21 protein-coding genes are annotated in these 23,656 nt (G+C 54.4%); 6 read left to right on the top strand and 15 right to left on the bottom strand.

All coding sequences use genetic code 11. From position 1 onward, the window contains the following. Positions 1-33: 33 nt before the first annotated feature. Positions 34-1,308 carry an urea ABC transporter substrate-binding protein gene (gene urtA, locus SMB34_RS03325; RefSeq protein ID WP_037987654.1) on the bottom strand — a complete coding sequence of 425 codons (1,275 nt, stop codon included), beginning with the start codon at positions 1,306-1,308 and terminating at the stop codon, positions 34-36. Positions 1,309-1,663: 355 nt separating this feature from the next. Further along, positions 1,664-2,560: a LysR family transcriptional regulator gene (locus SMB34_RS03320; protein ID WP_240478736.1), complete on the bottom strand. Its 897-nt coding sequence runs from the start codon at positions 2,558-2,560 to the stop codon at positions 1,664-1,666. Between the two features lie 152 nt (positions 2,561-2,712). Between SMB34_RS03320 and SMB34_RS03315 the strand changes: the two genes are divergently transcribed. Next, the gene (locus SMB34_RS03315; protein WP_037987653.1) at positions 2,713-3,696 is read left to right on the top strand and encodes an MBL fold metallo-hydrolase; all 984 of its coding nucleotides are present in this window, start codon (positions 2,713-2,715) and stop codon (positions 3,694-3,696) included. 92 nt (positions 3,697-3,788) lie between these two features. Here the strand turns inward: SMB34_RS03315 and SMB34_RS03310 are convergent, their stop codons facing one another. Then, positions 3,789-4,985, bottom strand: a complete 1,197-nt coding sequence (locus SMB34_RS03310) for a urate hydroxylase PuuD (RefSeq protein ID WP_037987652.1) — start codon at positions 4,983-4,985, stop codon at positions 3,789-3,791. Positions 4,986-5,246: 261 nt separating this feature from the next. On the opposite strand from SMB34_RS03310, the gene SMB34_RS03305 reads away from it, so the two are divergent. Then, complete coding sequence (locus SMB34_RS03305) at positions 5,247-6,161, top strand: LysR family transcriptional regulator (RefSeq protein ID WP_037987651.1); 915 nt, start codon at positions 5,247-5,249, stop codon at positions 6,159-6,161. 64 nt (positions 6,162-6,225) lie between these two features. Here the strand turns inward: SMB34_RS03305 and SMB34_RS03300 are convergent, their stop codons facing one another. From SMB34_RS03300 to SMB34_RS03290, 3 genes are all read right to left on the bottom strand, one after another. Further along, on the bottom strand, positions 6,226-7,263 hold the full coding sequence (locus SMB34_RS03300) for a histone deacetylase family protein (protein WP_037987650.1): 1,038 nt from the start codon (positions 7,261-7,263) through the stop codon (positions 6,226-6,228). Positions 7,264-7,338: 75 nt separating this feature from the next. Next, a complete protein-coding gene (locus SMB34_RS03295; RefSeq protein ID WP_007088851.1) occupies positions 7,339-8,514 on the bottom strand; it encodes a methyl-accepting chemotaxis protein in 1,176 nt (391 codons plus the stop codon). A gap of 26 nt (positions 8,515-8,540) precedes the next feature. Further along, a complete protein-coding gene (locus tag SMB34_RS03290; protein ID WP_007088850.1) occupies positions 8,541-9,074 on the bottom strand; it encodes a PAS domain-containing protein in 534 nt (177 codons plus the stop codon). 266 nt (positions 9,075-9,340) lie between these two features. Between SMB34_RS03290 and SMB34_RS03285 the strand changes: the two genes are divergently transcribed. Then, on the top strand, positions 9,341-9,724 hold the full coding sequence (locus SMB34_RS03285) for a hypothetical protein (protein ID WP_037987649.1): 384 nt from the start codon (positions 9,341-9,343) through the stop codon (positions 9,722-9,724). 71 nt (positions 9,725-9,795) lie between these two features. On the opposite strand, the gene SMB34_RS03280 is transcribed toward SMB34_RS03285, so the two are convergent. The 9 genes from SMB34_RS03280 to uraH form a co-directional block, all read right to left on the bottom strand. Further along, positions 9,796-10,878 (bottom strand): BMP family ABC transporter substrate-binding protein, encoded by a 1,083-nt coding sequence (locus SMB34_RS03280; protein ID WP_174441863.1) that lies wholly within the window; start codon positions 10,876-10,878, stop codon positions 9,796-9,798. Positions 10,879-11,095: 217 nt separating this feature from the next. Further along, complete coding sequence (locus SMB34_RS03275; RefSeq protein ID WP_051682096.1) at positions 11,096-12,016, bottom strand: ABC transporter permease; 921 nt, start codon at positions 12,014-12,016, stop codon at positions 11,096-11,098. Continuing rightward, a complete protein-coding gene (locus SMB34_RS03270) occupies positions 12,016-13,095 on the bottom strand; it encodes an ABC transporter permease (protein ID WP_037987648.1) in 1,080 nt (359 codons plus the stop codon). The genes SMB34_RS03275 and SMB34_RS03270 overlap by 1 nt, the downstream gene beginning before the upstream one ends. Next, positions 13,082-14,665 carry an ABC transporter ATP-binding protein gene (locus tag SMB34_RS03265; RefSeq protein WP_037987647.1) on the bottom strand — a complete coding sequence of 528 codons (1,584 nt, stop codon included), beginning with the start codon at positions 14,663-14,665 and terminating at the stop codon, positions 13,082-13,084. Before SMB34_RS03265 ends, SMB34_RS03270 begins: the two co-directional genes overlap by 14 nt. 122 nt (positions 14,666-14,787) lie before the next feature. After that, complete coding sequence (locus tag SMB34_RS03260) at positions 14,788-15,264, bottom strand: nucleoside deaminase (protein WP_007088844.1); 477 nt, start codon at positions 15,262-15,264, stop codon at positions 14,788-14,790. Between the two features lie 108 nt (positions 15,265-15,372). After that, positions 15,373-16,407 (bottom strand): xanthine dehydrogenase accessory protein XdhC, encoded by a 1,035-nt coding sequence (xdhC, locus tag SMB34_RS03255; protein WP_037987678.1) that lies wholly within the window; start codon positions 16,405-16,407, stop codon positions 15,373-15,375. A 4-nt stretch (positions 16,408-16,411) separates the two neighbouring features. Continuing rightward, positions 16,412-18,820 (bottom strand): xanthine dehydrogenase molybdopterin binding subunit, encoded by a 2,409-nt coding sequence (gene xdhB / locus SMB34_RS03250; RefSeq protein WP_037987645.1) that lies wholly within the window; start codon positions 18,818-18,820, stop codon positions 16,412-16,414. Then, positions 18,813-20,306: a xanthine dehydrogenase small subunit gene (gene xdhA, locus SMB34_RS03245; RefSeq protein ID WP_007088841.1), complete on the bottom strand. Its 1,494-nt coding sequence runs from the start codon at positions 20,304-20,306 to the stop codon at positions 18,813-18,815. Before xdhA ends, xdhB begins: the two co-directional genes overlap by 8 nt. A gap of 7 nt (positions 20,307-20,313) precedes the next feature. Beyond that, a complete protein-coding gene (uraH, locus tag SMB34_RS03240; RefSeq protein ID WP_007088840.1) occupies positions 20,314-20,667 on the bottom strand; it encodes a hydroxyisourate hydrolase in 354 nt (117 codons plus the stop codon). Positions 20,668-21,088: 421 nt separating this feature from the next. On the opposite strand from uraH, the gene puuE reads away from it, so the two are divergent. Genes puuE through alc form a run of 3 tightly spaced genes read left to right on the top strand, consistent with a single transcriptional unit; the run spans position 21,089 to position 23,653 of the window. After that, a complete protein-coding gene (gene puuE, locus SMB34_RS03235; protein ID WP_037987644.1) occupies positions 21,089-22,009 on the top strand; it encodes an allantoinase PuuE in 921 nt (306 codons plus the stop codon). Between the two features lie 33 nt (positions 22,010-22,042). Beyond that, positions 22,043-22,570 carry a 2-oxo-4-hydroxy-4-carboxy-5-ureidoimidazoline decarboxylase gene (gene uraD, locus SMB34_RS03230; RefSeq protein WP_037987677.1) on the top strand — a complete coding sequence of 176 codons (528 nt, stop codon included), beginning with the start codon at positions 22,043-22,045 and terminating at the stop codon, positions 22,568-22,570. A gap of 51 nt (positions 22,571-22,621) precedes the next feature. Beyond that, positions 22,622-23,653, top strand: a complete 1,032-nt coding sequence (alc, locus tag SMB34_RS03225; protein ID WP_037987676.1) for an allantoicase — start codon at positions 22,622-22,624, stop codon at positions 23,651-23,653. Positions 23,654-23,656 lie beyond the last annotated feature (3 nt).

Here is a 23,656-nt window from a genome sequence, read left to right as displayed (position 1 = left end):
GGCTGCATCAACAGCCAGCCTGTCCAATCCCGATCAGTACATCGGTTTTTCACAGTTGCCGCAGACCCACGGATAGGTCCAGTCGGCGGTCAGCTTCGCGCTTTCGGGCAGGAAGTCCGACCATGCATCGCCAACGACGGTGCCTTCGGTTTCCCAAACGATGTCAAACTGGCCATCATCCTGCACTTCGCCGATCAGAACCGGCTTGGACAGATGATGGTTAGTGTTCATGACAGCGGTACCACCGGTCAGGTTTGCAACTTTCTGGCCATACATGGCCTGGCGGACGGCATCAACATCAGTGGTTCCAGCCTGCTCAACAGCCTGTTTCCACATGTTGAAACCGATATAGGTTGCTTCCATCGGATCGTTGGTGACGCGTTTTTCGTCACCGATAAAGGCATGCCATTTTTCGATGAAGGCCGTGTTGGCATCGGACTCAACCGACTGGAAATAGTTCCACGCCGCCAGATGCCCCACCAGCGGCGCGGTATCGATACCAGCCAGCTCTTCTTCACCGACCGAGAAGGCAACAACCGGAATGTCTTCGGCCTTAATACCCTGGTTGGCGAGTTCCTTGTAGAACGGCACGTTGGCATCACCGTTAATGGTCGAAACCACGGCGGTTTTCTTGCCGGTGGATGCGAATGCCTTCACATCGGCAACAATCGACTGCCAATCGGAATGACCGAACGGGGTGTAGTTCTCCATGATGTCTTCATCGGAGATACCCTTGCCATTAAGGTAGGAACGCAGGATTTTGTTGGTCGTTCGAGGATAGACATAGTCCGTTCCCAGAAGAACGATACGCTCGGCACCGCCGCCATCTTCGCTCATCAGGTAGTCAACAGCCGGGATTGCCTGCTGGTTCGGCGCGGCACCGGTATAGAACACGTTGCGCGAGCTTTCCTCGCCCTCATACTGAACCGGATAGAACAGCATGCTGTTCAGTTCCTCGAACACCGGCAGAACCGACTTGCGCGAGACCGAGGTCCAGCAGCCGAACACGACATCGACCTTGTCTTTTTCAATCAGTTCACGTGCTTTTTCGGCAAAAAGCGGCCAATCCGACGCCGGATCGACAACAACTGCCTCAACCTGTTTCCCCAACAGGCCACCATTTTTATTCAGATCGTCCACCAGCATCAGGACCGTGTCCTTCAGCGTGGTTTCCGAAATCGCCATCGTCCCAGAGAGAGAGTGCAGAACGCCGACTTTAATCGTATCAGCGGCCTGGGCATTTGACATGGTAATTGCAGACCAAGCCAAGGCCCCTGCGCCCATAAGCGCCTGAAGCTTCTTATTCATTCTATTGCCTCCACTGCGAGTTTATTGCACCGCAGTGTTGCTTGCTAAAATCGTGCCAGATTCCGAATAATATGCTGCAACGCCAGAAATCTCGGCAACTCAACGCAATATCCAACTATTTAACAGGCAGAAAGTGGAAAATATTTGCGCCAGGCGCGATTTCAATGATCACTTTTCGATCATTAATTAAAATTTGATTATTTTTTAATCATGTTGACCTTGGGCTTCTTCCCCATTATCTGAGGGGCGGAAGTTTCGCCTTTCTGCGGTTATTGCACCACAATGCCCATAGGCCGAAGCATCCCGCCCCGCCGGTTCGCCGGCGGGGTTGTTTATATATGACAATGCGGAACAATCATTGCGCCGCGATGGCAGGCAGATTCGTTGAAATGTCACCGATCACCGATCTGATCTGATTGCGCAACCAGACCAGCCCGACATCCTTGTCCGCCCAGATCGGCCAGTTCATGGTCACCGGCGGGAAGTTCAGCGGAATAGGCATTTCACAGAACACCAGCCCGAATAAGGGCGCATATTGTGCCGCAATCCTGCGCGGTACAGTCGCAACAATCGGGGCATTCCGGGCAGCGGCAAGCAACGGCATGAAATCTGGTGCGGCCAGAACAACATCAAGACCGATGCCAATCGCACGTAATGCATCCCCAACGCAGCCTTCGACATTTCCGGTCTGAGACAGAACCGCGTGGCGCGCGCCAAGGTATGTTTCGCGCGATAATGGCGGCGTCAGCTTGCAGATATCGGGGTTAAAGCAACAGGCCACACTGGACTCAAACAGCACTTCGCCGATCTGGCGAGACTCCTTGCATCCGATTGCCAGATCGATTTCCCCGGCATTCAGCATCAGATCGACCGTCTCGACGGTAATCGAACGACTTACCAGACGCACACCGGGTGCGGTTGATTGCAAATGGTGCACCAATGCTGGCAACAGGACCATTTCCATTTCGCCAGTGATACCAATGCGAAATATGCGATCTGCCGTGTCCGGATCAAAACTGTCCGTCGCCTGAAGCGCACTTTGTGCCTGCGTCAAAGCCGCCCGAACAGGCCCGGCAAGGGCCCGCGCCTTTGCGGTTGGCTGCATTTTCTGTCCGACACGGACAAAAAGATCATCCTGCAACAGCATCCGGAGCGTTGATAAATTGTGGCTCATGGCGGACTGACCAATCCGCAATTTTTCCGCAGATTTTGTGACACTCAGCTCTTGCATCATTGCGTCAAACGCAATCATGAGATTGAGGTCAAATGACCTTAAATTGAAATGATCAATAGTATCCATGACCCGCATCGATTTGATTACTGACTGATTGGAATATAGCCTTTCTCTATCGCGTTACAAGCTGCCGGTTAAATCCCGGCATTTGATTGAGGGAGAATATTCTGATGCTGTCACGCAGAGACATGCTTAAAGGTTCGCTTGCTGCCACTGCCATCGGGGCGACGGCCAGCACCGTTTTTGTACCGTTGCGCGCTAGCGCCAAGGCACCATTGGTTGGCACACAGGCCCCCGGATATTACCGCCTGATGGTGGGCGAGGTCGAAGTTACCGCACTTTCGGATGGTACCGGGCAGTTTCCACTTGCCGATCTGTATCTCAATACCAGCCCCGAACACGCACGCACGGCCCTTGCCAATGCATTCCAGGGCACACCAACAACGACATCCGTGAACGCCTATCTTCTAAACTTCGGTGATCGTCTTGTGCTGCTGGATGCCGGGACCAGCGACCTGTTGGGACCTGCCCTTGGCAAATTACCGGCCAATATCATCGCATCGGGCTATCACCCCGATCAGATCGACGATGTGGTGATCACCCACATTCATACAGATCATACCGGCGGACTGACCTTGAACGGCAGCAAAGTCTTCCGCAACGCTACGGTGCATGTACCGAAACTTGATGCCGAATACTGGCTAAGCACGGAAAATCGCAACAAGGCCCCGGAAAGTGCCAAGCAATATTTTGATCAGGCCGTCCTATCGACCAAGCCCTATATCGACAGCGGCACACTTTCGACTTTCGAAACCAATGGCTCGCCGGTGCTGGGCCTGATCAATTCAACACATCGTCCGGGGCACACACCGGGCCACAGCGCCCTTTGGTTCGAAAGCAATGGCGAAAAATTCGTTTATTGGGGCGACATCACCCACGGCGATGTCATCCAGTTTGACGAACCGGGCGTCTCGATTGCGTTTGATGTCGATCCAGATCAAGCCATAACCACCCGCGAGGCTGCCTTTGCCGAAGCCGTATCAGAAAAATATCTGGTTGCCGGGTGCCATATCGCCTTCCCGGGCATTGGGCATGTCATCGAAGACAGCACGATGTTTGACTGGGTGCCGATGAACTATCGCGCTGACGTCTGATCAGGCTCCCCACGCGCATTTAAGACGCCAGACGAAAAAGGGCGACCTGTATCACGCAGGCCGCCCTTGATTTCCGTCATCAACAGAACCGGCTATTCCGGCATCCCGGCACGGATCCACTGCCCCAACTGCCCCCGTTCCTCGTCCGTCATTTCGGTCATGTTGCCAAGCGGCATGGCACGCCCGATGACGGCCTGTGCCAGAACGCGCTGCGCATTGGCTTTGACCTGTGCGATGTCATCAAACATTACGCCCATCGGCGCCTCGTCAAAGCCTTCATCGGTCGGGTTGGCAGAATGACAGGCCGTGCAGCGGGTCTGAACAATCGCCAGCGCATGATCGCCGGTGATGATTTCCTGATCGGCCAGCTTGGCGGCATCGGGATCATAGGACGCAAACATCGCTAGGATCGCCATGCCCACCGCAGCCGATGGCAGTTGCCATGCAATCGCCTTGCCGCTGCCCCCGGCATTACGCGTGTTAAAGAAATGGCGCACCAACCCACCAATGATCAGGATCAGACCGACAATCAGCCACGACTGATCATGGGAAAACAGCATCGAATAATGGTTGCTGATCATCATCAGCAACACCGGAAGCGTCAGATAGTTATTGTGGGTGGATCGCTGTTTGGCCTGCAATCCCAGGGCCGGATCGGGTTTCTCGCCCGCCATCAGACTGGCGACGACCTTTTTCTGGTTAGGGATAATGATGCGAAACACGTTGGCAGCCATGATCGTACCCAGCATCGCCCCGACATGGATAAACGCCCCACGACCACTAAACACATGGGTAAAGCCATAGGCCGCAACCATCGCCAGAATGAACACGCCAATCGCAAGTTTTCCGGTGCTTTGGCCAATCGGACTTTTGCACATCAGATCGTAAATCACCCAACCGGCAAACAGGCTTGCAAGCCCGATCAGGATGGCATCCCATTTGCCAAGCGGCATGACATTCGGATCAATCAGATAGCTTTCGGCACTCCAGTAATACATTGTCACCAGAAGCGCAAAACCGGTCAGCCAGGTGAAATAGGCCTCATACTTGAACCAGTGCAGTTCGGGCGGCATGGATTTCGGCGCAACCATCCATTTATTCACATGGTAAAACCCGCCGCCATGGACCATCCAGGCTTCGCCATAAACGCCTTCATCCATGCCCGGACGCTTACGCAGGCTCAGATCCAGCCAGACGAAGTAAAAGGATGAACCGATCCACGCGATACCGGTAATCAAATGCGCCCAGCGCAGGATCAGATTGATCCAGTCCTGAAACAGAATATCCACCCGTTGAAACCTCCGTCTTGCCGGGCGTCGCTCATACCGCCCCGCTGTCCCCTTGCCGGTTATGCGCATCATGCGACCGCACTGATCCGGAATTATTCCAATCAGAGTCCTAACATAGCGTATCCGGGTGCTCTATTATTAAGGGCAGGTGCATAATCGAAATGACTTTCAAGTTATTTTTTAAAATGGCACAGTAGCCGTCAGGATTTGGAAACACACAAATTCAGAAAATAAAAAAGCTGTATCAGGAGCCCACAACCCATGTCCGACTTTGAGGACATCCAGATTTTTGTCCGCGTAGCCGAACTTGGAAACCTGTCTGCCGCCGGGCGCGAGCTGCGCCATTCGGCGGCGGTCGTTTCAAACCGGATTGCGCGCCTTGAAGAACGGCTGGGTGTTCGGCTTTTGAACCGCACAACGCGCCGGGTCAATCTGACGACCGAGGGCGATGTTTATTACCGGCACTGCCTGCGCATTCTGGCCGAAATGCAGGAAGCTGAAAATGCCATCGCCAATCAGAAAAACACCACGCGCGGTCCGGTCACGCTGACGTGCCCGATTGCGTTTGGCAACAAATATGTCGCCCCTATCATCCCGAAATTTGTTGAAAAAAACCCGGACGTTCAGATCAGGCTACACCTTTCCGACCGGTTGCTTGACCTGCTGCAGGACAAGGTCGATCTCGCCATTCGCATTGCCGAGTTAAAGGAAAGCTCTTTGATCGTGCGCAAGCTTGCAGCCAATAAACGTATGCTGGTGGCAAGCCCGGCCTATCTGAAACGACATGGCATTCCCAGGGCGCCGGGCGATTTGTTGCATCATAACTGCCTGTTGCTGCGTTTTCCCGGATCACGGCAATATCAATGGACCCTGCATGGTGCCGAGACGGAAGGCCCGGTAACCCTGTCGGTTTCCGGATCCATGGATTCAGACAATAGTGAAGTGCTGACCCGCTGGTGCCTTGATGGGCATGGCATCGCGCTTAAATCCCACTGGGAAGTCGGCGACCATATCCGCAACGGCCAGCTTCAGGTTGTTTTGCCCGATTATACGCCCCCAGCCCATGCGGTTTATGCGCTTTATCCCGAAAACCGTTACCTGCCAACACGTGTGCGGGCCTTTGTCGATTTTCTGGTAAGCGAGTTTGGCGGAACACCGCCATGGGATAAGAGCTGATACAAATCCGTATATCCACAAAACGCTCCGATAGATGCAAGGCGTTTTGAGGCTTTTGTTTGTATTACTTTTTGATTTCGGACAGATACCCACCCAGAACAGCCGCGACATTGAAACCGATGACGTCATGGGCATAACCACCTTCCATGACAAAGACGGTTTTCAATCCCAATCGCCCGATCATCTGGCCAATCCGTTTAAAATCATCGGTTTGCAGTTTGAAATCGCACAGCGTTTCGGCCTCATGAGCATCAACGCCGAGCGCGATTACCAAAGCTTGCGGCTGCCAGGTGATAATTTTTTGAATAGCTCTTGCAAAACCTTGTGACCACGGCCCGAAATCCGATCCGCCGGGAAGCACGATATTCAGGTTCGCCCCCTGCCCGTCCAGACGACCGGTTTCGTTTTCATAACCCATAAAGAACGGGAATTGATGCTTGGGATCGGCATGGATCGACACGGTCAGAACATCACCACGGTCATAGAAAATATCCTGCGTTCCGTTACCGTGATGGTAATCGATATCAAGGATCGCAACCTTTTTCGCACCTTTGGTAATCATCTGCTGGGCGGCAATGGCAGAGTTATTAAGGAAGCAATATCCGCCATAACGATTGGCATGTGCATGATGCCCCGGCGGGCGGGTCAGGGCAAAGGATGCCTCGCCATCGTTCCAGACGGCTTCGGCCGCCGACACCACGGTTTGCGCCCCCCAATAGGCCGCCTTCCATGTCCCCTTGGTGATCGGGGTATCCGATGAAATGGCATATTGCCCAAGACGCGCACTGATATGGGCGGGATGACCACCGGAGAAACCGGCTGTCGGCCAGACATAGGGAAAAGCATCATGATCATTGCCTGCGGCATTCCAGTCCGCCCAAGCGTTTTCAAGAAAGGACAGATAATCCGCATCATGAATGGCGGCAATCGGTGCCATGCCATGATCGGTAGGGTCAACCAGCTGCGCCTGTACGGAATGGGCCACCGCATCGCGGATGATTGCCATCCGGCGGGAATTTTCAAAGCATGGAATCAAACGCCCATGGTGCATTTCACCATTCCCGTCATGGGCATCGTGGCGGGAATTAAAAAACACACGCATGACTGACTTCCTTTCCGGCAAAGGCGATAAGGGGCATCTATCCCCTTATCGTAGCAGAAAGTTCTTAACAGGTAGCTATTTGCGCGCGGTGCTGTACAGCAGTTCGGCGATGGTATCAAGGAACCCACCCAGCTGTTTGCGCAGATTTTCAGACTCCCGCGCCAGTTTGCCCGCCATATCGCGGGTGGTATCGGCGGCCTCGCCAGTCTGACCGGCCATTTCGGAAACCACGGTGATATTGTCGGTCACTTCCTGTGCGCCGCTGGATGCCTGTTCGACATTGCGGGTGATGTTTGATGACAATGCCGTCTGGGTTTCAACATTATTCGAAATCAGATCCGAACGGATGGCCAGATCATCAATGACAGATGCAATCTCGCGGATCGAATTGACCGATGCCTCGATTGCATTCTGGATGTCCTGTACTTTTTCCTCAATCGATTCCGTTGCCTTGCTGGTCTGGTTGGCAAGGCCCTTGACCTCGTTTGCGACCACGGCAAAGCCCTTGCCCGCCTCGCCTGCACGGGCCGCCTCGATGGTCGCATTCAGAGCCAGAAGGTTGGTCTGTGCCGCGATATCGCGGATAAAGCTGACAACTTCGACAATCTCGCCTGCTGCTGCTTCGAGCTGGCCGATACGCCCATCCGTTTCCTGTGCCAGGCCATTCGCACGATTGGCAATTTCTACCGATTCACGAGCCTGATCGGCAACAGTGCGGATCGACTGATTGAGTTCTTCGGATGCCTCGGACACACCAGCAACATTGGCCGCCGTTTGACGGGCCGCGGCGGCAACGTTTGTCGAACGCGAACTGGTTTCATGTGCAATACGATTGGCGTCACCCGATGCGCTTGAAAGCGCACCCGCGGCCTCGGCAATCTGATCAACGGCTTCGAATGAACCGCTTTTGAATTCTTCAACGATGGTATTGAAACCGGTCAGTTTTTGTTCAATCGACGCGGTCGCCGCATTGATTTTCTGTGCCGACGTCAGATAGGCCCCGACAAGCCCGGTTTCGACAATCCGACGATAATACCGGTTTTCAGAAACAGCCCCCATCGAAGCCGCACTTTCGCGCAAGAAAGCGTCATTTCGGTCAATCAACCTGTTGATCGCGATGAAAAGTTCGCGCATGTCGGGATGACTGTCGACGCTGGTTATGCGCGCTTCGTAATCCCCTTCGGCCGCGGCCAGAACAACGTCCAGTGCCTTTTTGATCCCCGATTTGCTAGAACCACCAAATAGCGACATTTTGAAACCTCGAATTAGCAAACAGCCTAAAGGCTTTGAATGAATTTGTCGTATGCCAGACCGGCATCTGAAAGCTTTTGCGCCAGAGCTTTTTCCGCGGCGATCATGCCGTCCTTACGATTGGCGGTGCTTTCTTCGATCTGGCGGAGTTCCGCATAAAGCGGGATGATCGTGTCTTTAAGAACCTTTGGATCAGCCACCCGACGGTTCGAGTGGTAGCCGATGATTTTGCCATTCGCGTCAAGACTGGGCGTGATATGGGCGTACACCCAGTAATGATCGCCATTCTTTGACATGTTGACGACATAAGCGAAGATCTCGTGACCGGCGGCGATTTCATCCCACAGCAATTTGAAAACACAGCGCGGCATATCGGGATGACGAATAAGCGAATGAGGCTGCCCGAGAACTTCCTTTTCATGGTAGTCAGATAGACGCAGGAAAACCTCGTTAGCATATGTAATCCGGCCTTTAAGGTCAGTTTTGCTGACGATCAGTTCTTCCGGCTCGAAATGACGTTCCTTGCCCGTTGGCTTGGCCCTGACTGGCGTTTGGCTCACGTTTCTTTCCCCGATTTTCTGTCCGATTACCTGCTATTTTAGATCACAGCAGTTTGAATGCCCGGATACCATGTAACGATATATCCGCGAATGATAAATGTAAAATATCCATGTGATACATAGACTAAGCGTGATGATAAAAATTAGATAAATATAATTGGCGCCCACAATCCCAACATACAATAGTAGGATCGACCAACGATCATGTCTTGTCAGGCGGTCATCCTTTTGATCTTCTGATAAGGGGGTGTTTGCAGGGAAGCAACATGACAAAAGATCTTCGGGACTTTCCATTTCGCGTGGTGATCCATGAAAAGCGCTCTGCCCAGGGCGTGCTTGACTGGCTGGACAAGAATATCCGCAGCGACAGATGGACCATGGGCATTCGCAATATCGAACTGCCGCGCGCGACCCAATCCGCCCCCATCGTCGATCTGGTGATCTATTTTTCCCGGCGGGAGGATATGGAGCTTTTTCGCGAACGCTGGGCGGGTAAAACGCGCGAGCACAAGGTCAAACTGAAATTCTGGCGCGCTGCACTTTATGCCTTGCTACACCCGAAGATGGAAATGATCGCCTACGAAAAAGTCGATGACAGCCCGAAACGCATCCGTCCGGGGGATCCGGAAACAAGCATCGAGAAACCCTGAAACGAAACAACCCCGCACATCAGATGCGGGGTTGTTCAGTACGTCGCCGTTACAGGACGTGCAAATCGTGATTATTTCGGCAGCTCGGCATCAATGCCTTTGATGTACCAGTCCATGCCCAGAAGCATTTCGTCGGTTGCATCTTCGCCTTCCTTGATGCGCAATTCGCCAGCCTGATCATAGATCGGGCCTGCGAACGGATGAATTTCACCTGATGCGATCTTGGCTTCGGTTTCTTCGGCCAGTGCTTTTACGTCGTCCGGCATGTTGGTGTAAGGTGCCATGTCCACCATACCGGAATCAATACCGCCCCATGTGTCGATTGATTCCCAAGTACCATCCATGACAGCCTTGGCACGTGCGACATAATATTCATCCCAATGGTCAACGATCGCGGTCAACTGTGCCTTCGGGGCGAATTTGATCATGTCCGATGCCTGACCAAAACCAACGATACCGCGGTTCTCGGCAACCTGAAGCGGAGCCGGGCTATCGGTGTGCTGGACCATGATGTCAGCACCCTGATCAATCAGGGCCTTGGCTGCGTCGCCTTCTTTGCCCGGATCGTACCAGGTGTTTGCCCAGACGATTTTGACTTTCACATCCGGGTTAACCGACCATGCACCCAGCATGAAGGCGTTGATGCCACGAACAACTTCCGGGATCGGGAACGAACCGACATAGCCGACAATGTTCGACTTGGTCATTTTACCAGCGATCACACCAGCAACGTAACGGCCTTCATAGAAACGCGCGGCATAGGTCGAAACGTTTGCATCACGTTTGTAACCGGTTGCATGTTCGAATTTCACATTCGGGAACTGCTTGGCGACCTTGACAGTCGGGTTCATGAAACCGAACGAGGTGGTGAAAATCAGGTTATGGCCGGTCTGGGCCAGCTGACGGATCACACGTTCAGCATCGGCACCTTCCGGAACGCTTTCGACGTAACTGGTGGTGGCATTGTCACCAAGGGCCGCTTCGATTGCCTGACGACCGATGTCGTGACGATAGGACCAGCCATGGTCACCAATCGGGCCGACATAAACAAAGCCGGCTTTGACGTCTTCAGCCTGGGCTGCACCCATGCCGAGTGCAAGTGCACCGGTTGCCACAACGGCGGCAAGCGTGCGCTTCACGAGGTTTGCATTCATTATCTGGTCTCCCTGTTAATCAGCTAATCAGGATTTAAACCCAATTGTTTACGCAATCAATGACGTGTTCTTGTCCAGACCAAGACTCAGCCAAACCGGCCTGATGATATCCAGAGATAATATTCAGAACGGCTTGATTGAGTTTTGGTCCGATACGCACTTCCTCCCACCGGGTCGGGGAATCTTTTTGGCGTTCCCCGATCCCGTTGCACCAGCCCTATTGTGCGGGCCGGAACGCCTGCCCGATACAGGCAGGTGCATTCAATCTGATCTTGGCGCGATCACTGGAAATGATCACCAGAACAATCACGGTCGCAAGGTAAGGCAACATCGACATGAATTGTGACGGGACATGAACACCCGCACTTTGCGCATGGAGCTGCAATACCGAAATAAGCCCGAACATATAGGCACCCGCCAACAGGCGACCCGGACGCCATGTTGCAAACACCACAAGTGCCAATGCGATCCAGCCACGACCCGCGGTCATGTTTTCGGCCCACATCGGCGTATATGACAGTGACAGATACGCCCCGGCAAGCCCCGCCATTGCCCCACCAAACATGGTCGCCATATAGCGGATTTTGATCACCGAATAACCAATGGCATGCGCGGAATGATGCGAATCACCAACCGCCTTGAGGATCAATCCGCCACGGGTCCGTGACAGGAAAAATCCGACCGCAATCACCATCACAATCGACAGATAAACCAGAAAATCCTGACCAAACAGAATTTCACCAACCAGCGGAATATCGGTCAGAACCGGGATATGAAGCCCCGGAAGCGGTTCAATCGCAAAACCGACAAAGCCGGAGCCAACAAGCGCTGAAAAACCGACCCCGAATATGGTCAGAGCCAAACCCGTTGCCACCTGATTGGCCATAAGGGTCAATGTCAGGAAGGCGAAGATCAGCGACATCAACATCCCGGCAACGATTGCCGCCAGAACACCCAGAATGGCCGATCCGCTTGACGCGGTAACCGCAAAGCCGGAAATCGCACCAACCAGCATCATGCCTTCGACGCCAAGGTTCAGCACACCGGATTTTTCGGTGATCAGTTCGCCGGTCGACGCCAGCAAAAGCGGGGTCGATGCCGTAATCACAGTCAGCATCAGTGGAATGAGCCAATCCATTATGCGGCCTCCCCTTTGGCAGCAGGGGTTCCGAAACGAACCCGATACTTGGTCAAAACATCACATGCCAGCAGGAAGAACAGCAAAATCCCCTGGAACAGGCCGGTTACTGCATTTGGCAGCCCCAACGTAATCTGGGCCAATTCCCCCCCTAGGTAGGTCAGCGCCATGATCAGCCCACCAAACAGAATACCCAGCGGATGCAACCGCCCAAGGAAGGCAACGATAATCGCGGTAAAGCCATAACCGGGCGATATGGCGGGTTGCAACTGACCGATAGGTCCGGCAACCTCAAACAGACCGGCAAGACCGGAAAGACCGCCGCCCAGCAACAGGGTAAACCAGACCATGCGTTTCTGCCGGAACCCAACATGACGCGCGGCCTGAGGGGCCTTACCCACCACGCGCAACTGAAACCCGATTACGGATTTCGACAGTAAAATCCACCCGGCAATCACCACCAGTACCGCAAAGGCCGTTCCAAGGTGAACCCGCGTCCCGTCATAAATGATCGGCAACAGGCCTGCATCCGGGAACGGACGTGATTCCGGGAAGTTGAATCCTTCGGGGTTGCGCCACGGCCCATGCACAAGGAAGCTCAGGAACAGTGTTGCGACATAGGTCAGCATCAGGCTGGTCAGGATTTCGTTGGCATTGAATCTGGTGCGCAAAAGCGCCGGTATCGCCCCCCAGAAGGCCCCGCCGATTGCCCCAAGAACAAACATTGCGGGCAAAAGGAACATGCTTTCACTGTCATGAAAATACAGCGCAAGACCACCGCCGAATATGGCGCCCATGGTCAATTGTCCCTCGGCACCGATGTTCCAGACATTGGCCCGGAAGCCCATCGACAGCCCGATGGCAATGATCACAAGCGGGGTTGCCTTAACAAACAGTTCCGAAAGTCCGTAGCTGTTGTTGATCGGCAGGATGAAGAAAGTATAGAGCGCATCGAACGGGTTCTTGCCCATAAAGGAAAAGATGATCCCGCCGACAAACAGCGTCATGAGAATTGCCAGAACCGGCGACAGATAAACCATCGCCTGACTATGCTGGCGACGGGGTTCAAGCCTGACCAACGTGATCTCCTTCGATAAGCTCTTTCGTCTTCAGGGTTACGTCGCCGTCCAGATCGTGAAGTCCCCCCATCAACAAACCGATTTCCTCGACACTGACGTCGGCCATCGGCCGCGGGGCGGACATCTTGCCTTCGGCCATCACTACCACCTGATCACAGATGGCGAAAATCTCGTCCAGATCCTGCGAAATCACCAGAACCGCCGTGCCCTTCGCCGCCAGATCAAGCAATGCCTGATGGATGGCACTTGCCGCACCGGCATCCACACCCCAGGTCGGTTGGGAAATCACCAGTACGCCCGGATCCTGAAGGATTTCACGCCCGACGATGAATTTCTGGAGGTTTCCCCCCGAAAGGCTTCCGGCCTCGGCCGAGGCACCGGTGGTGCGTACATCGAATGTCTTGATGATCTTGTCGGCAAAGGTACGGGTCGGCACTTCGCGGATCAGACCACGTGCAGACAACGCCATACGACGAAACGCTGTTAAAAACCCGTTTTCCGACAGGCTCATATCGGGAACGGCACCATGCCCGTTACGTTCTTCGGGCACAAACGCAGCACCAAGCCGACGGCGGCGGCGCGGACCAAAATGCGCAACCGGGTTGCCATCAATTTTGATGCAGTACGGCGTGCCGATGATTTCGGTTTCGCCAGCCAGTGCCTGAAACAGCTCGTTCTGACCATTTCCGGCGACACCGGCAACGCCCATGATTTCGCCGCCCCGCACCTTAAGACCAATCCCCTTAAGGTCGGTGCCAAACTGTTCGTCGCTGATCAGTGAGAGATCGGAAATATCAAGACGCACATCCCCGAATTTGCGTGTCCCGCTGCGATCGGGTGCGGTCAGTTTCTGGCCGATCATCATTTCGGCCATGGATTTCGCCGTTTCCGCGCGCGGATCACACCCGCCAACGACCTTGCCGCCGCGCAAAACGGTCGCCTTCTGACACAGTGCTTTGACTTCGTGCAGCTTGTGGCTGATATACAGGATCGCGCAACCTTCATCTGCAAGACGGCGCAATGTTTCAAACAGCTTTTCGACTTCCTGTGGGGTCAAAACCGATGTCGGCTCGTCCAGAATAAGCAGTTTGGGATTTTGCAGAAGGCATCTGACGATTTCGATCCGCTGACGTTCACCAACCGAAAGTGTATAGACATGCCGATCAGGATCAAGCGGCAGACCATAGGTTTTTTCGACCTCGATCACCTGCTGACGCAGGGCGGCCATATCGCGCACGTCGTTCATCGCCAATGCGATGTTTTCCAGAACCGTCATGGTTTCAAACAGCGAAAAATGCTGGAATACCAGCCCAATGCCCATTTCGCGTGCGTCATGCGGGCTATGGATCGTGACCGGCTTTCCTTCCCACAGCAATGCGCCATGATCGGCCTGCAACACGCCATAGATGATTTTCACAAGCGTACTTTTACCCGCGCCATTTTCCCCCAGAAGGGCATGGATTTCGCCAGGTTCGATACGAAAACTGATATCGTCATTTGCCAGACAGCCCGGAAAGGCCTTGGTCACACCGCGCACTTCAAGCTGTGCCGGTTTCACCCCGCCTGTCATCACCAAGCCTGTATCTGAGCCGGTATTCCCGGTCCTCGAAGTCACTGCTGCCACCCCTATTTTGCGATCCGATCACGCGCACCGTTGGTATTACCCGTTCACGGTTTGCTAATCAAACGGTCTCAATACGCGATTTTATCTTCTTTGGCATCCCAAGCCGCAAAGACATCACGCGCTTCCCCTAAATCCAGATGTTCGCACGGCAGGCTCCGATCCGGGATCGGTTTTGCCACTTCATCATACAGGAATTGATCGTCAAAGCCGATTGCCGCGGCATCTTCGCGGGAATTGGCATAATAGATTCGGTCAAGACGGGCCCAATAGATCGCCGCAAGGCACATCGGGCAGGGTTCGCAACTGGTGTAAATCTCGCATCCGGCAAGATTGAAGGTACCAAGCTTTTCGCAGGCCGCGCGGATGGCACTGACCTCGGCATGGGCGGTCGGATCGTTGCTGGATGTGACATTGTTCCATCCTTCGGCAACGACTTCACCGTTCCTGACAATGATTGCCCCGAACGGACCGCCACAGCCTTCTTCCATTTTTGCCCGCGATAAATTCACGGCATGGAGCATGTGTTCATGCTTGGCATCACACACAGCCAAATCTCCCTATATGAACTCCTGGTCCGGTGAACGGATCCTCCTGATCAGGCCACTATTGGCGCGGCCCTTTATCATTTATATGCCTTGCAAAGAAGGCCTTTATCATCCGGCAAGGCCGTCTTGTGCGACCCTGTTCACCAGATTTTGCGCCATCCGTGCTTCACGCACGGACAGCAATTGCACCGCGACCGATGCCGCGATGATTGCCGGTTGTTTGCCCACAATGCCTTGAATTCCAATCGGGCATGTCAAACGACCGATTTCCGCATCTCCCAACCCGCGATCTTTTAATCGCCGGACAAAACGCGCGCGTTTGGTTTGGCTTCCGATCATGCCGACAAAACCAAGATCATCCCGCATCAAAGCCGCCCGGCAGATGTCAAAATCCTGCGCGTGACTGTGCGTCAGGATCAGAGCAAAGGCACCAGGCGGCATGTCGCCCACTTCGTTCTGTGGCCTATCGCTTTGATGCAGATGCAGTTTTGCTGTTTCTGGCAGGGTCAGGTATTCATCACGCGAATCGATCAGATGAAGATCGAACGGCAAGGGTGCCAGTGCCTGAACAATCGCCTGCCCGACATGCCCGGCACCAAACAGCCAAAGCGGTGTTGCCCCGTCGTCAAGCCGCAAGCAAAGTTTCCGTTCCTCGCCCGCCCCCGACAAACCGCCGCGCACACCTGTAAAAAGATGATCCAGTGCTTCGGCATCCGCAGCGCTGGCAGTTTCAAGATGTCGGCTTTCGCCCATCGGCAACAATACCCAGTCACCATGACCAGTACCGGCGCGGTTTTGTGTGCTGCTTATTGCGGTGGCCAGCTGATGCTTTTGCATCGGGTTCAGCCGGTGAAATGCAATATCGACAGCGCCCCCGCAACATTGCCCAAGCCCCGGCCCCAAGGGGAACGGGACCAGTTCCGCGATGATATCGCCCTGCGAGGCAAGAGTTTGACGGGCACGCAATGTGACCTGATGTTCCAGATTGCCGCCGCCAATCGTTCCGGCAATGGCATTTTCGCTGACCAGCATAAACGCCCCTGCCTCCCGCGGGGTAGACCCGCGAATGGCCGCCACACTGATTAGCATCACCGGATCAGGGGACTGCAAAACAGCAATATGGGCGTCATGGGACAGGCGCATGATGCTATTCCCCCGCCGCCGGAACCGCATCATGACTTTGGGCGATCATGCCCTTTGCCACATTTGCGACCGCATTCAGGACGGCTTCGGGCGTTGCTGGTGTATCAAGCATCGGGATCACCTTGTAATTCCCGACCGATGCAATCGCATCAGCAATTGCGCGATGCACTGAAATCGCCAGCATCAGGGGCGGCTCACCAACCGCCTTGGATCTGTGGATGGTTTTTTCAACATTTCTTCCGGATGACCACAACTCAAGCCGGAAATCATCCGGACGATCCGAACATGCGGGAATTTTATAGGTGGACGGCGCATGCGTGCGCAAACGACCTGCATCATCCCACCACAATTCCTCAGATGTCAGCCATCCCATCCCTTGAATAAAGCCGCCTTCGATCTGCCCCCGGTCAATCGCCGGGTTCAACGACCGGCCGACATCGTGGCTGATATCAACGCGGGTCACCTTGTATTCACCGGTCAGGGTATCGATCATCACCTCGGAACAGGCCATGCCATAGGCGAAGTAATAGAACGGCCGACCCGATGCGGTTTCACGGTCATAATGGATTTTCGGTGTCGCATAATAGCCCGTTGCCGAAAGCGAAACACGCGCCAGATAGGCCTGTTTGATCAGATCGGCAAATTCCAGTTCGGCAACATCACCAACAATCACCCGGCCCGGAACAAAGCGAATGGCGGCCTCGGCCACACCGTATTTTTCAGCCGCAAACGCAATCAGGCGGGATTTGATTGTGATGGCGGCATCGCGCGCTGCCATGCCGTTCATATCCGCCCCGCTTGATGCCGCGGTTGCCGATGTGTTGGGAACCTTGCCGGTATTGGTTGCCGTGATTTTGATCCGGTCCAGATCAATCTGGAATTCTTCGGCAACAACCTGGGCAACCTTGATAAACAGGCCCTGCCCCATTTCCGTCCCGCCATGGTTCAGATGCACTGATCCGTCCTGATAAATATGGATCAATGCGCCTGCCTGATTAAGGAAGGTCGTGGTAAAGGAAATGCCAAACTTGACCGGCGTGATTGAAATACCGCGCTTGATCACCGGGCTTTCGGCGTTAAACGCATCTATTTCTTTGCGGCGCTTGCGATAATCGCAAGATGCCAGAATGTCGTCCGTCAGTTCCGCAAGGACATTATCCTCGACCGTCATGTGATACGGTGTCGTGTTGCGGTCGGTTGTCCCGTAATAGTTGGCGATCCGTACATCAAGCGGATCGCGGCCAATCGTCATAGCGATTTCATCGATGATCCGTTCAATCGCCACCATCCCCTGCGGCCCGCCAAAACCGCGAAACGCGGTATTGGATACCAGATTGGTTTTGCAGCGATAGGACCGGATTTCAACATCGCCAAGGAAATAGGCATTGTCGGTATGGAACATCGCACGATCACAGATCGCGGCCGACAGATCGGCCGAGAAACCGCAATTGACGGCATATTGAATATCCAGCCCGCAAATCCGGCCATCATCGTCAAAGCCGACATCATATTCGACAATAAAGTTATGGCGTTTGCCGGTCATGACCATGTCATCATCCCGATCCAGACGCATTTTTGCCGGACGCCCGGTTTTGACCGCAACAATCGCGGCCAATGCCGCCCATTGCGATGCCTGGGTTTCCTTGCCGCCAAAACCACCGCCCATACGGCGAACTTCGACCGTTACAGCATTGGCCGGACGACCAAGGACATTGGCGATATTGTGCTGAACCTCGGACGGATGCTGGGTCGAACAATGCAACAGCACATCACCGTCTTCCTGCGGGATGGCAAAGGTGATCTGTCCTTCAAGATAGAAATGATCCTGCCCGCCGATTTCCATCACCCCGGACCGGCGATGCTTGGCACGTGCCAGTGCCGATTTGGCATCGCCCTGCGCCATGACATGGGGTGGTGCAACAAATTGCTGTTTTTCCAGTGCTTCCCTAACGCTCAGGATCGCGGGCAGTTCTTCATACTCGATCTCGGCCAGCTTGACGGCATTGCGTGCCTGTTCGCGGGTTTCGGCGGCAACACAGAAAACCGGCTGACCGTAAAACTGCACAATCCCGTCGGGCAGAACCGGATCATCATGGGTATGGGCGGGTGACACGTCATTGACACCGGGCACATCATCCGCCGTCAGGACACACACCACACCGGGTGCGGATCGCACCTTTGACAGATCCATCTTCGTGATCCTGCCATGTGCGATGGTTGCCGCACCGGGAGCCAGATGAAGGGTGCCGAACGGCTCAAGAATATCGTCAACATAAATAGCTTCGCCCGCGACATGTTTCGGGCCACTGTCATGCTTGCTGGCGGACCGGACCCCACCCGAAAGCCCCGGTGTCGGTGCCAGAAGTTCGTCCGGGTCTTTGGTATCGATGATTTTGGGTGCGTTGTCAGACATAGGCAGCCTCCCTGCCAACCAGACGGGTGGCAATTTCAGGCGCCGTTGTTTCGATAAACAGTTTGGTCAGAAGGTTCTGCGCGACCAGCATGCGGTATTCTTTTGATGCCCGCATATCCGACATCGGTGCAAAATCCCTGGACAAAGCCAGTTGCGCCGCACTCAGGCTGGCCTCGTTCCAGTCCTTGCCGATCAGGGCCGCCTCGCACTTTTTGGCCCGCATCGGTGTTCCAGCCATGCCACCAAATGCCGCACGGAATTCGACCACCTTGCCGCCATCAATCCGAATGGCAAAGGCCGCAAGAACCGCCGTAATGTCCTGATCAAACCGCTTGGAGATCTTGTAGGCCTTGAACTGCACCCCGGCGGCTGGTTTCGGAACGATGATGCTTTCAACGAACTCGCCCTTGGCCCGGTCCTGCTTGCCATAGGTGATAAAGAAATCTTCAAGGGCGACTTCGCGCCGGATATCACCAACGCGCAGAACAATCCGCGCGCCCAATGCAATCAAGGCAGGCGGTGTATCGCCAATCGGCGATCCATTGGCGATATTACCACCAACCGTCCCCGCATTGCGGATTTGCCGTGACCCGATCCGGCGAACCAGTTCCCCGACATCACCGGCAATCATGCCAAGCGCAGCATGAGCATCGCTATAAGTCACACCGGCACCGATGGTCAGAGCACCGCCCTTTTCGCGGACCGATTTAAGATCGGCGACATCCCCGATATAAATGATCGGATCAATCCGCTTAAGCATCTTGGTCACCCAAAGCCCGACATCCGTTCCGCCCGCCAGCACCGTCGCATCGGGATGGGCCACCAAAAGTGCGGCCAGTTCATCGCTGCTGCGCGGGGCGAAGTAACGACCCACCGGCATTTCGAGTGCCAGCATGCCTGCACCTTCGATCATCGCGGTCAATCGGGTCGCAATATCGGAACGGCGTTTTTGTTCGACCGGATCGGTTGCGCTTATGCCACCGGCCTTGCGGGCGGCTTCGATGATCGGGCCGTAACCGGTGCAACGGCAAAGGTTCCCGGCAAGGGCGTCATTGATGGCACCCCGGTCATCCTCGCCCCCATCCAGCCAAAGCTGATAGAGGCTCATGACAAAACCCGGCGTACAGAAACCGCATTGCGACCCATGAGTTTCTACCATGGCCTGCTGCACCGGATGAAGGCTGCCATCATCGGGTTTAAGATGCTCCACAGTCAGAAGCTGCTTGCCATCAAGGGTCGGCATAAACTGGATACAGGCATTGACCGTCCGGTAACGCATGCTGCCCATTCCATCCGGTTCACCCAGAATAACCGTGCAGGCACCACAATCGCCCTCGGCACAGCCTTCTTTCGTCCCGGTCTTGCGCTCGTTTAAGCGCAGCCAGTTCAAAACCGTCATTTGCGGATCGATATCGCGCAGGCGGCGTTCCTCGTTTCCGAAGAAGAACCGGATATCATCGCGTGTATCAAGGGCCGGCTTGGTCATGATGGCCTCAGCTGCCGCGATAGGTGGAATAGCCAAACGGCGAAAGCAACAGCGGCACATGATAATGTGCCTGCGCATCTGAAATACCGAACCGGATTACGACCTGATCAAGGAATTTCGGCTCCGGCAGATCAAGACCGATGGCGTCGAAATACGCCCCGGCATGAAAGACAAGCTGATACTCGCCCGGCTTGAACGAGGCACCATCAAGCATTGGCACATCGGTTCGCCCGTCGGCATTGGTTACGGCTTTGGCGACCAGATCATCATGGCCGTCACCAAAACGGTGCAGCTCGATCCGGATGCCACCCACCGGGCAACCTTTTGCCGTATCTAGAACATGGGTAGTCAGTCGTCCCATGCCGGGCCTCCTCTTTTCTCTCTCATGCGGTGGTCGGTCGCTTCTTCCCTGGTCGGCTTTTCTGATTGATCGTTTTATGCCGAACGAATTTATAGCGTTTCAAAAAGGTCGCATTAGGACACGGATCGTGGAAAGAGGCGATAAAGTGAAACTATATCAATAATTCTTTGAAAAACGATTGCCATAGCTTCGTGCAGAATACTATCAAAGTCGGATCAAAAGCTTTTAAAAGCCAATAAAAAACCGGCCAAAGCGATTTCCCGTCCAGGAACATTATCAAAGTCAGATTGATAGTGCGGCATGATCATCCACCAATCAGCGCGCAGGAGTTCTTCCTTGCTGCGCTTCGACCTATGGTTAATGCTACACCAAACAGCCCGCATGACAAAGCCGGGCGTTGCGATATCAGGAGAGGCCAAAGATGACCGAACAGAATTATGCACGCGACCTGATTGGCTATGGCCCCAATCCGCCAAAGGCCAACTGGCCGGGCAAGGCCCGTGTTGCGGTGCAGTTCGTGCTGAATTACGAGGAAGGCGGTGAAAACTGCGTTCTGCACGGGGATCGCGCGTCAGAATCCTTCCTGTCGGAAATCATCGGTGCCGACATGCGCGAAGGCGTTCGCCATATGAGCATGGAGTCGATTTACGAATATGGTTCGCGCGTTGGTGTCTGGCGGATCCTGAACCTGTTTCGCGAACGGCAAATTCCGATCACCATCTTTGCCGTTGCCATGGCACTGGCCCGCCACCCGAAGGTTGGCGAAGTCGCGATGCGCGATGGTCATGAAATCTGTTCGCATGGTTATCGCTGGATCGATTACCAATATTTCCCCGAAGAACTTGAACGCGAACATCTGCACAAAGCCATCGACATCATCAAGGATGTGACGGGCGAACGCCCGCTTGGCTGGTATACAGGCCGCACAAGCCCGAACACCCGGCGGCTTGTCGCCGAAGAAGGCGGCTTCCTGTATGACGCGGATGATTACAGCGACGAACTGCCTTTCTGGTCGACACAGACAGAAACCCCGCATCTGATCGTGCCCTATACGCTTGATGTCAACGACATGCGCTTTGCCGCCATGCAAGGCTTCAATTCCGGCGAACAATATTTTCAATATCTGAAAGACAGTTTTGATACGCTTTACGAAGAAGGTGCTGAAACCCCGCGGATGCTATCGGTCGGTTTGCATTGCCGTCTTGTCGGCCGTCCGGGTCGGTTTGCAGCCCTGAAACGCTTTGTCGATTATGTGCGCGGTCATGATGATGTCTGGTTTGCACGTCGCATCGATATTGCGCGTCACTGGCGCGAACATCATCCGTTCACCGAAAACCAATAACCATGAAGAAAAACAAGAACTGAAATGGCCGATATGACCAAACCTGCAAAATCATTGTTCGAAACCCGACCACCCAGCACATTGGCGCAAAGCGCCTTTGTCTCGCTGTATGGCGGGGTTTACGAACATTCGCCCTGGATCGCTGAACAGTTATATGATCGCGGCATCACGACCGCCCTTGATACCCCTGATGCACTCGCCGATGCCATGGCAGCCGTGGTAAATGGCGCGGTTGATGGTGACAAACTGACACTGCTTCGCGCCCACCCTGATCTTGCTGGCAAGCTTGCATTGGCGGAACTCACGCATTCCTCGCAGAATGAGCAAACCGGTGCCGGGCTTGATCAATGCACGCCCGATGAACTTGCCCGTTTTACGCAATTGAATGACGACTACAAAAAGAAGTTCGGTTTCCCGTTCATCTTTGCGGTCAAAGGGTTCCATCGGACCGACATCCTGAACGCATTCGAACGCCGCGTTAAGAACGATATCGAAACCGAATTTAACGAGGCCCTCAATCAGGTACACCGTATCGCCAAGCTGCGCCTCGAAGCCCTTTGATCACCAATGACCGGCCCGAACAAAATAACCAATAATCAGGATCTAGAAACCATGAGCCACCACACAAACCATGATGCCCCGGAATTTACCCGGCGTTTTGTCAATCTGGCCGACGAACGTCTGGGCGCAGAAGCAATCTTTGCGACCGACGATTTCTTTGCCGACAAGCAACGCATGTTGCAAACCGCCGATGCCATTTTTTATCCGGATAAATATGATGACAATGGCAAGTGGATGGATGGCTGGGAAAGCCGCCGCAAACGTGTGGAAGGTCATGATTACTGTGTGGTACGGCTGGCAACATCGGGCCGGATTTACGGTGTCGATATCGATACCAGCCACTTCACCGGCAACTTCCCGCCCGCCGCATCGCTAGAGGCATGCTATTGCCCGGATGGTGATCCCGCCGAAGATACGACCTGGATCGAAATTGTTGCCCCGATCGGGTTGCGTGCCGGTGTCGGCGCAGAAGCCCACCATTATGCTGATGTCACGGCAGAGGGCGTTTTCACCCATGTCCGCCTGCATATCTATCCCGATGGAGGCATTGCCCGTCTGCGCGTTTATGGCCGCCCGGATCGGGACTGGTCAAAAATGGCAAGCAGTGCCGATCAGGTTGATCTGGCAGCCATGATCAATGGCGGCGTGGTCCTGACATGGTCAGATGCCCATTATGGCAACCCGAATGCCATTCTGGCACCCGGCCGGGGCATCAATATGGGTGATGGCTGGGAAACCAGACGGCGCCGCGAACCCGGCAACGAGTGGCTTATCGTTGAGCTCGGCCATCCTGGCGAGATCGAGAAAATCATCGTCGACACCTGCCACTTCAAGGGCAACTATCCCGACCGGGTTTCCATTCAGGCCGCCTATGTGGATGGTGAAAAGGATAAGTCGCTGCGAGCACGTTCGATGTTCTGGCAAACCATTTTGCCTGAACAGAAAATGCAGGCCGACCATATCCACGAATTTGATGCGTCGGTCATCGCCAAGCTCGGCCCGGTATCGCATTTGCGCGTCAATTCCATTCCCGATGGCGGGATCAGCCGCCTGCGCATTCTTGGCAAACCGGCAAAGCGATAAGAC

Origin of the sequence: Thalassospira permensis NBRC 106175 (assembly GCF_000714555.1) — a bacterium.
GTDB lineage: Bacteria > Pseudomonadota > Alphaproteobacteria > Rhodospirillales > Thalassospiraceae > Thalassospira > Thalassospira xiamenensis.
This window is presented reverse-complemented; position numbering and strand designations above follow the sequence as displayed.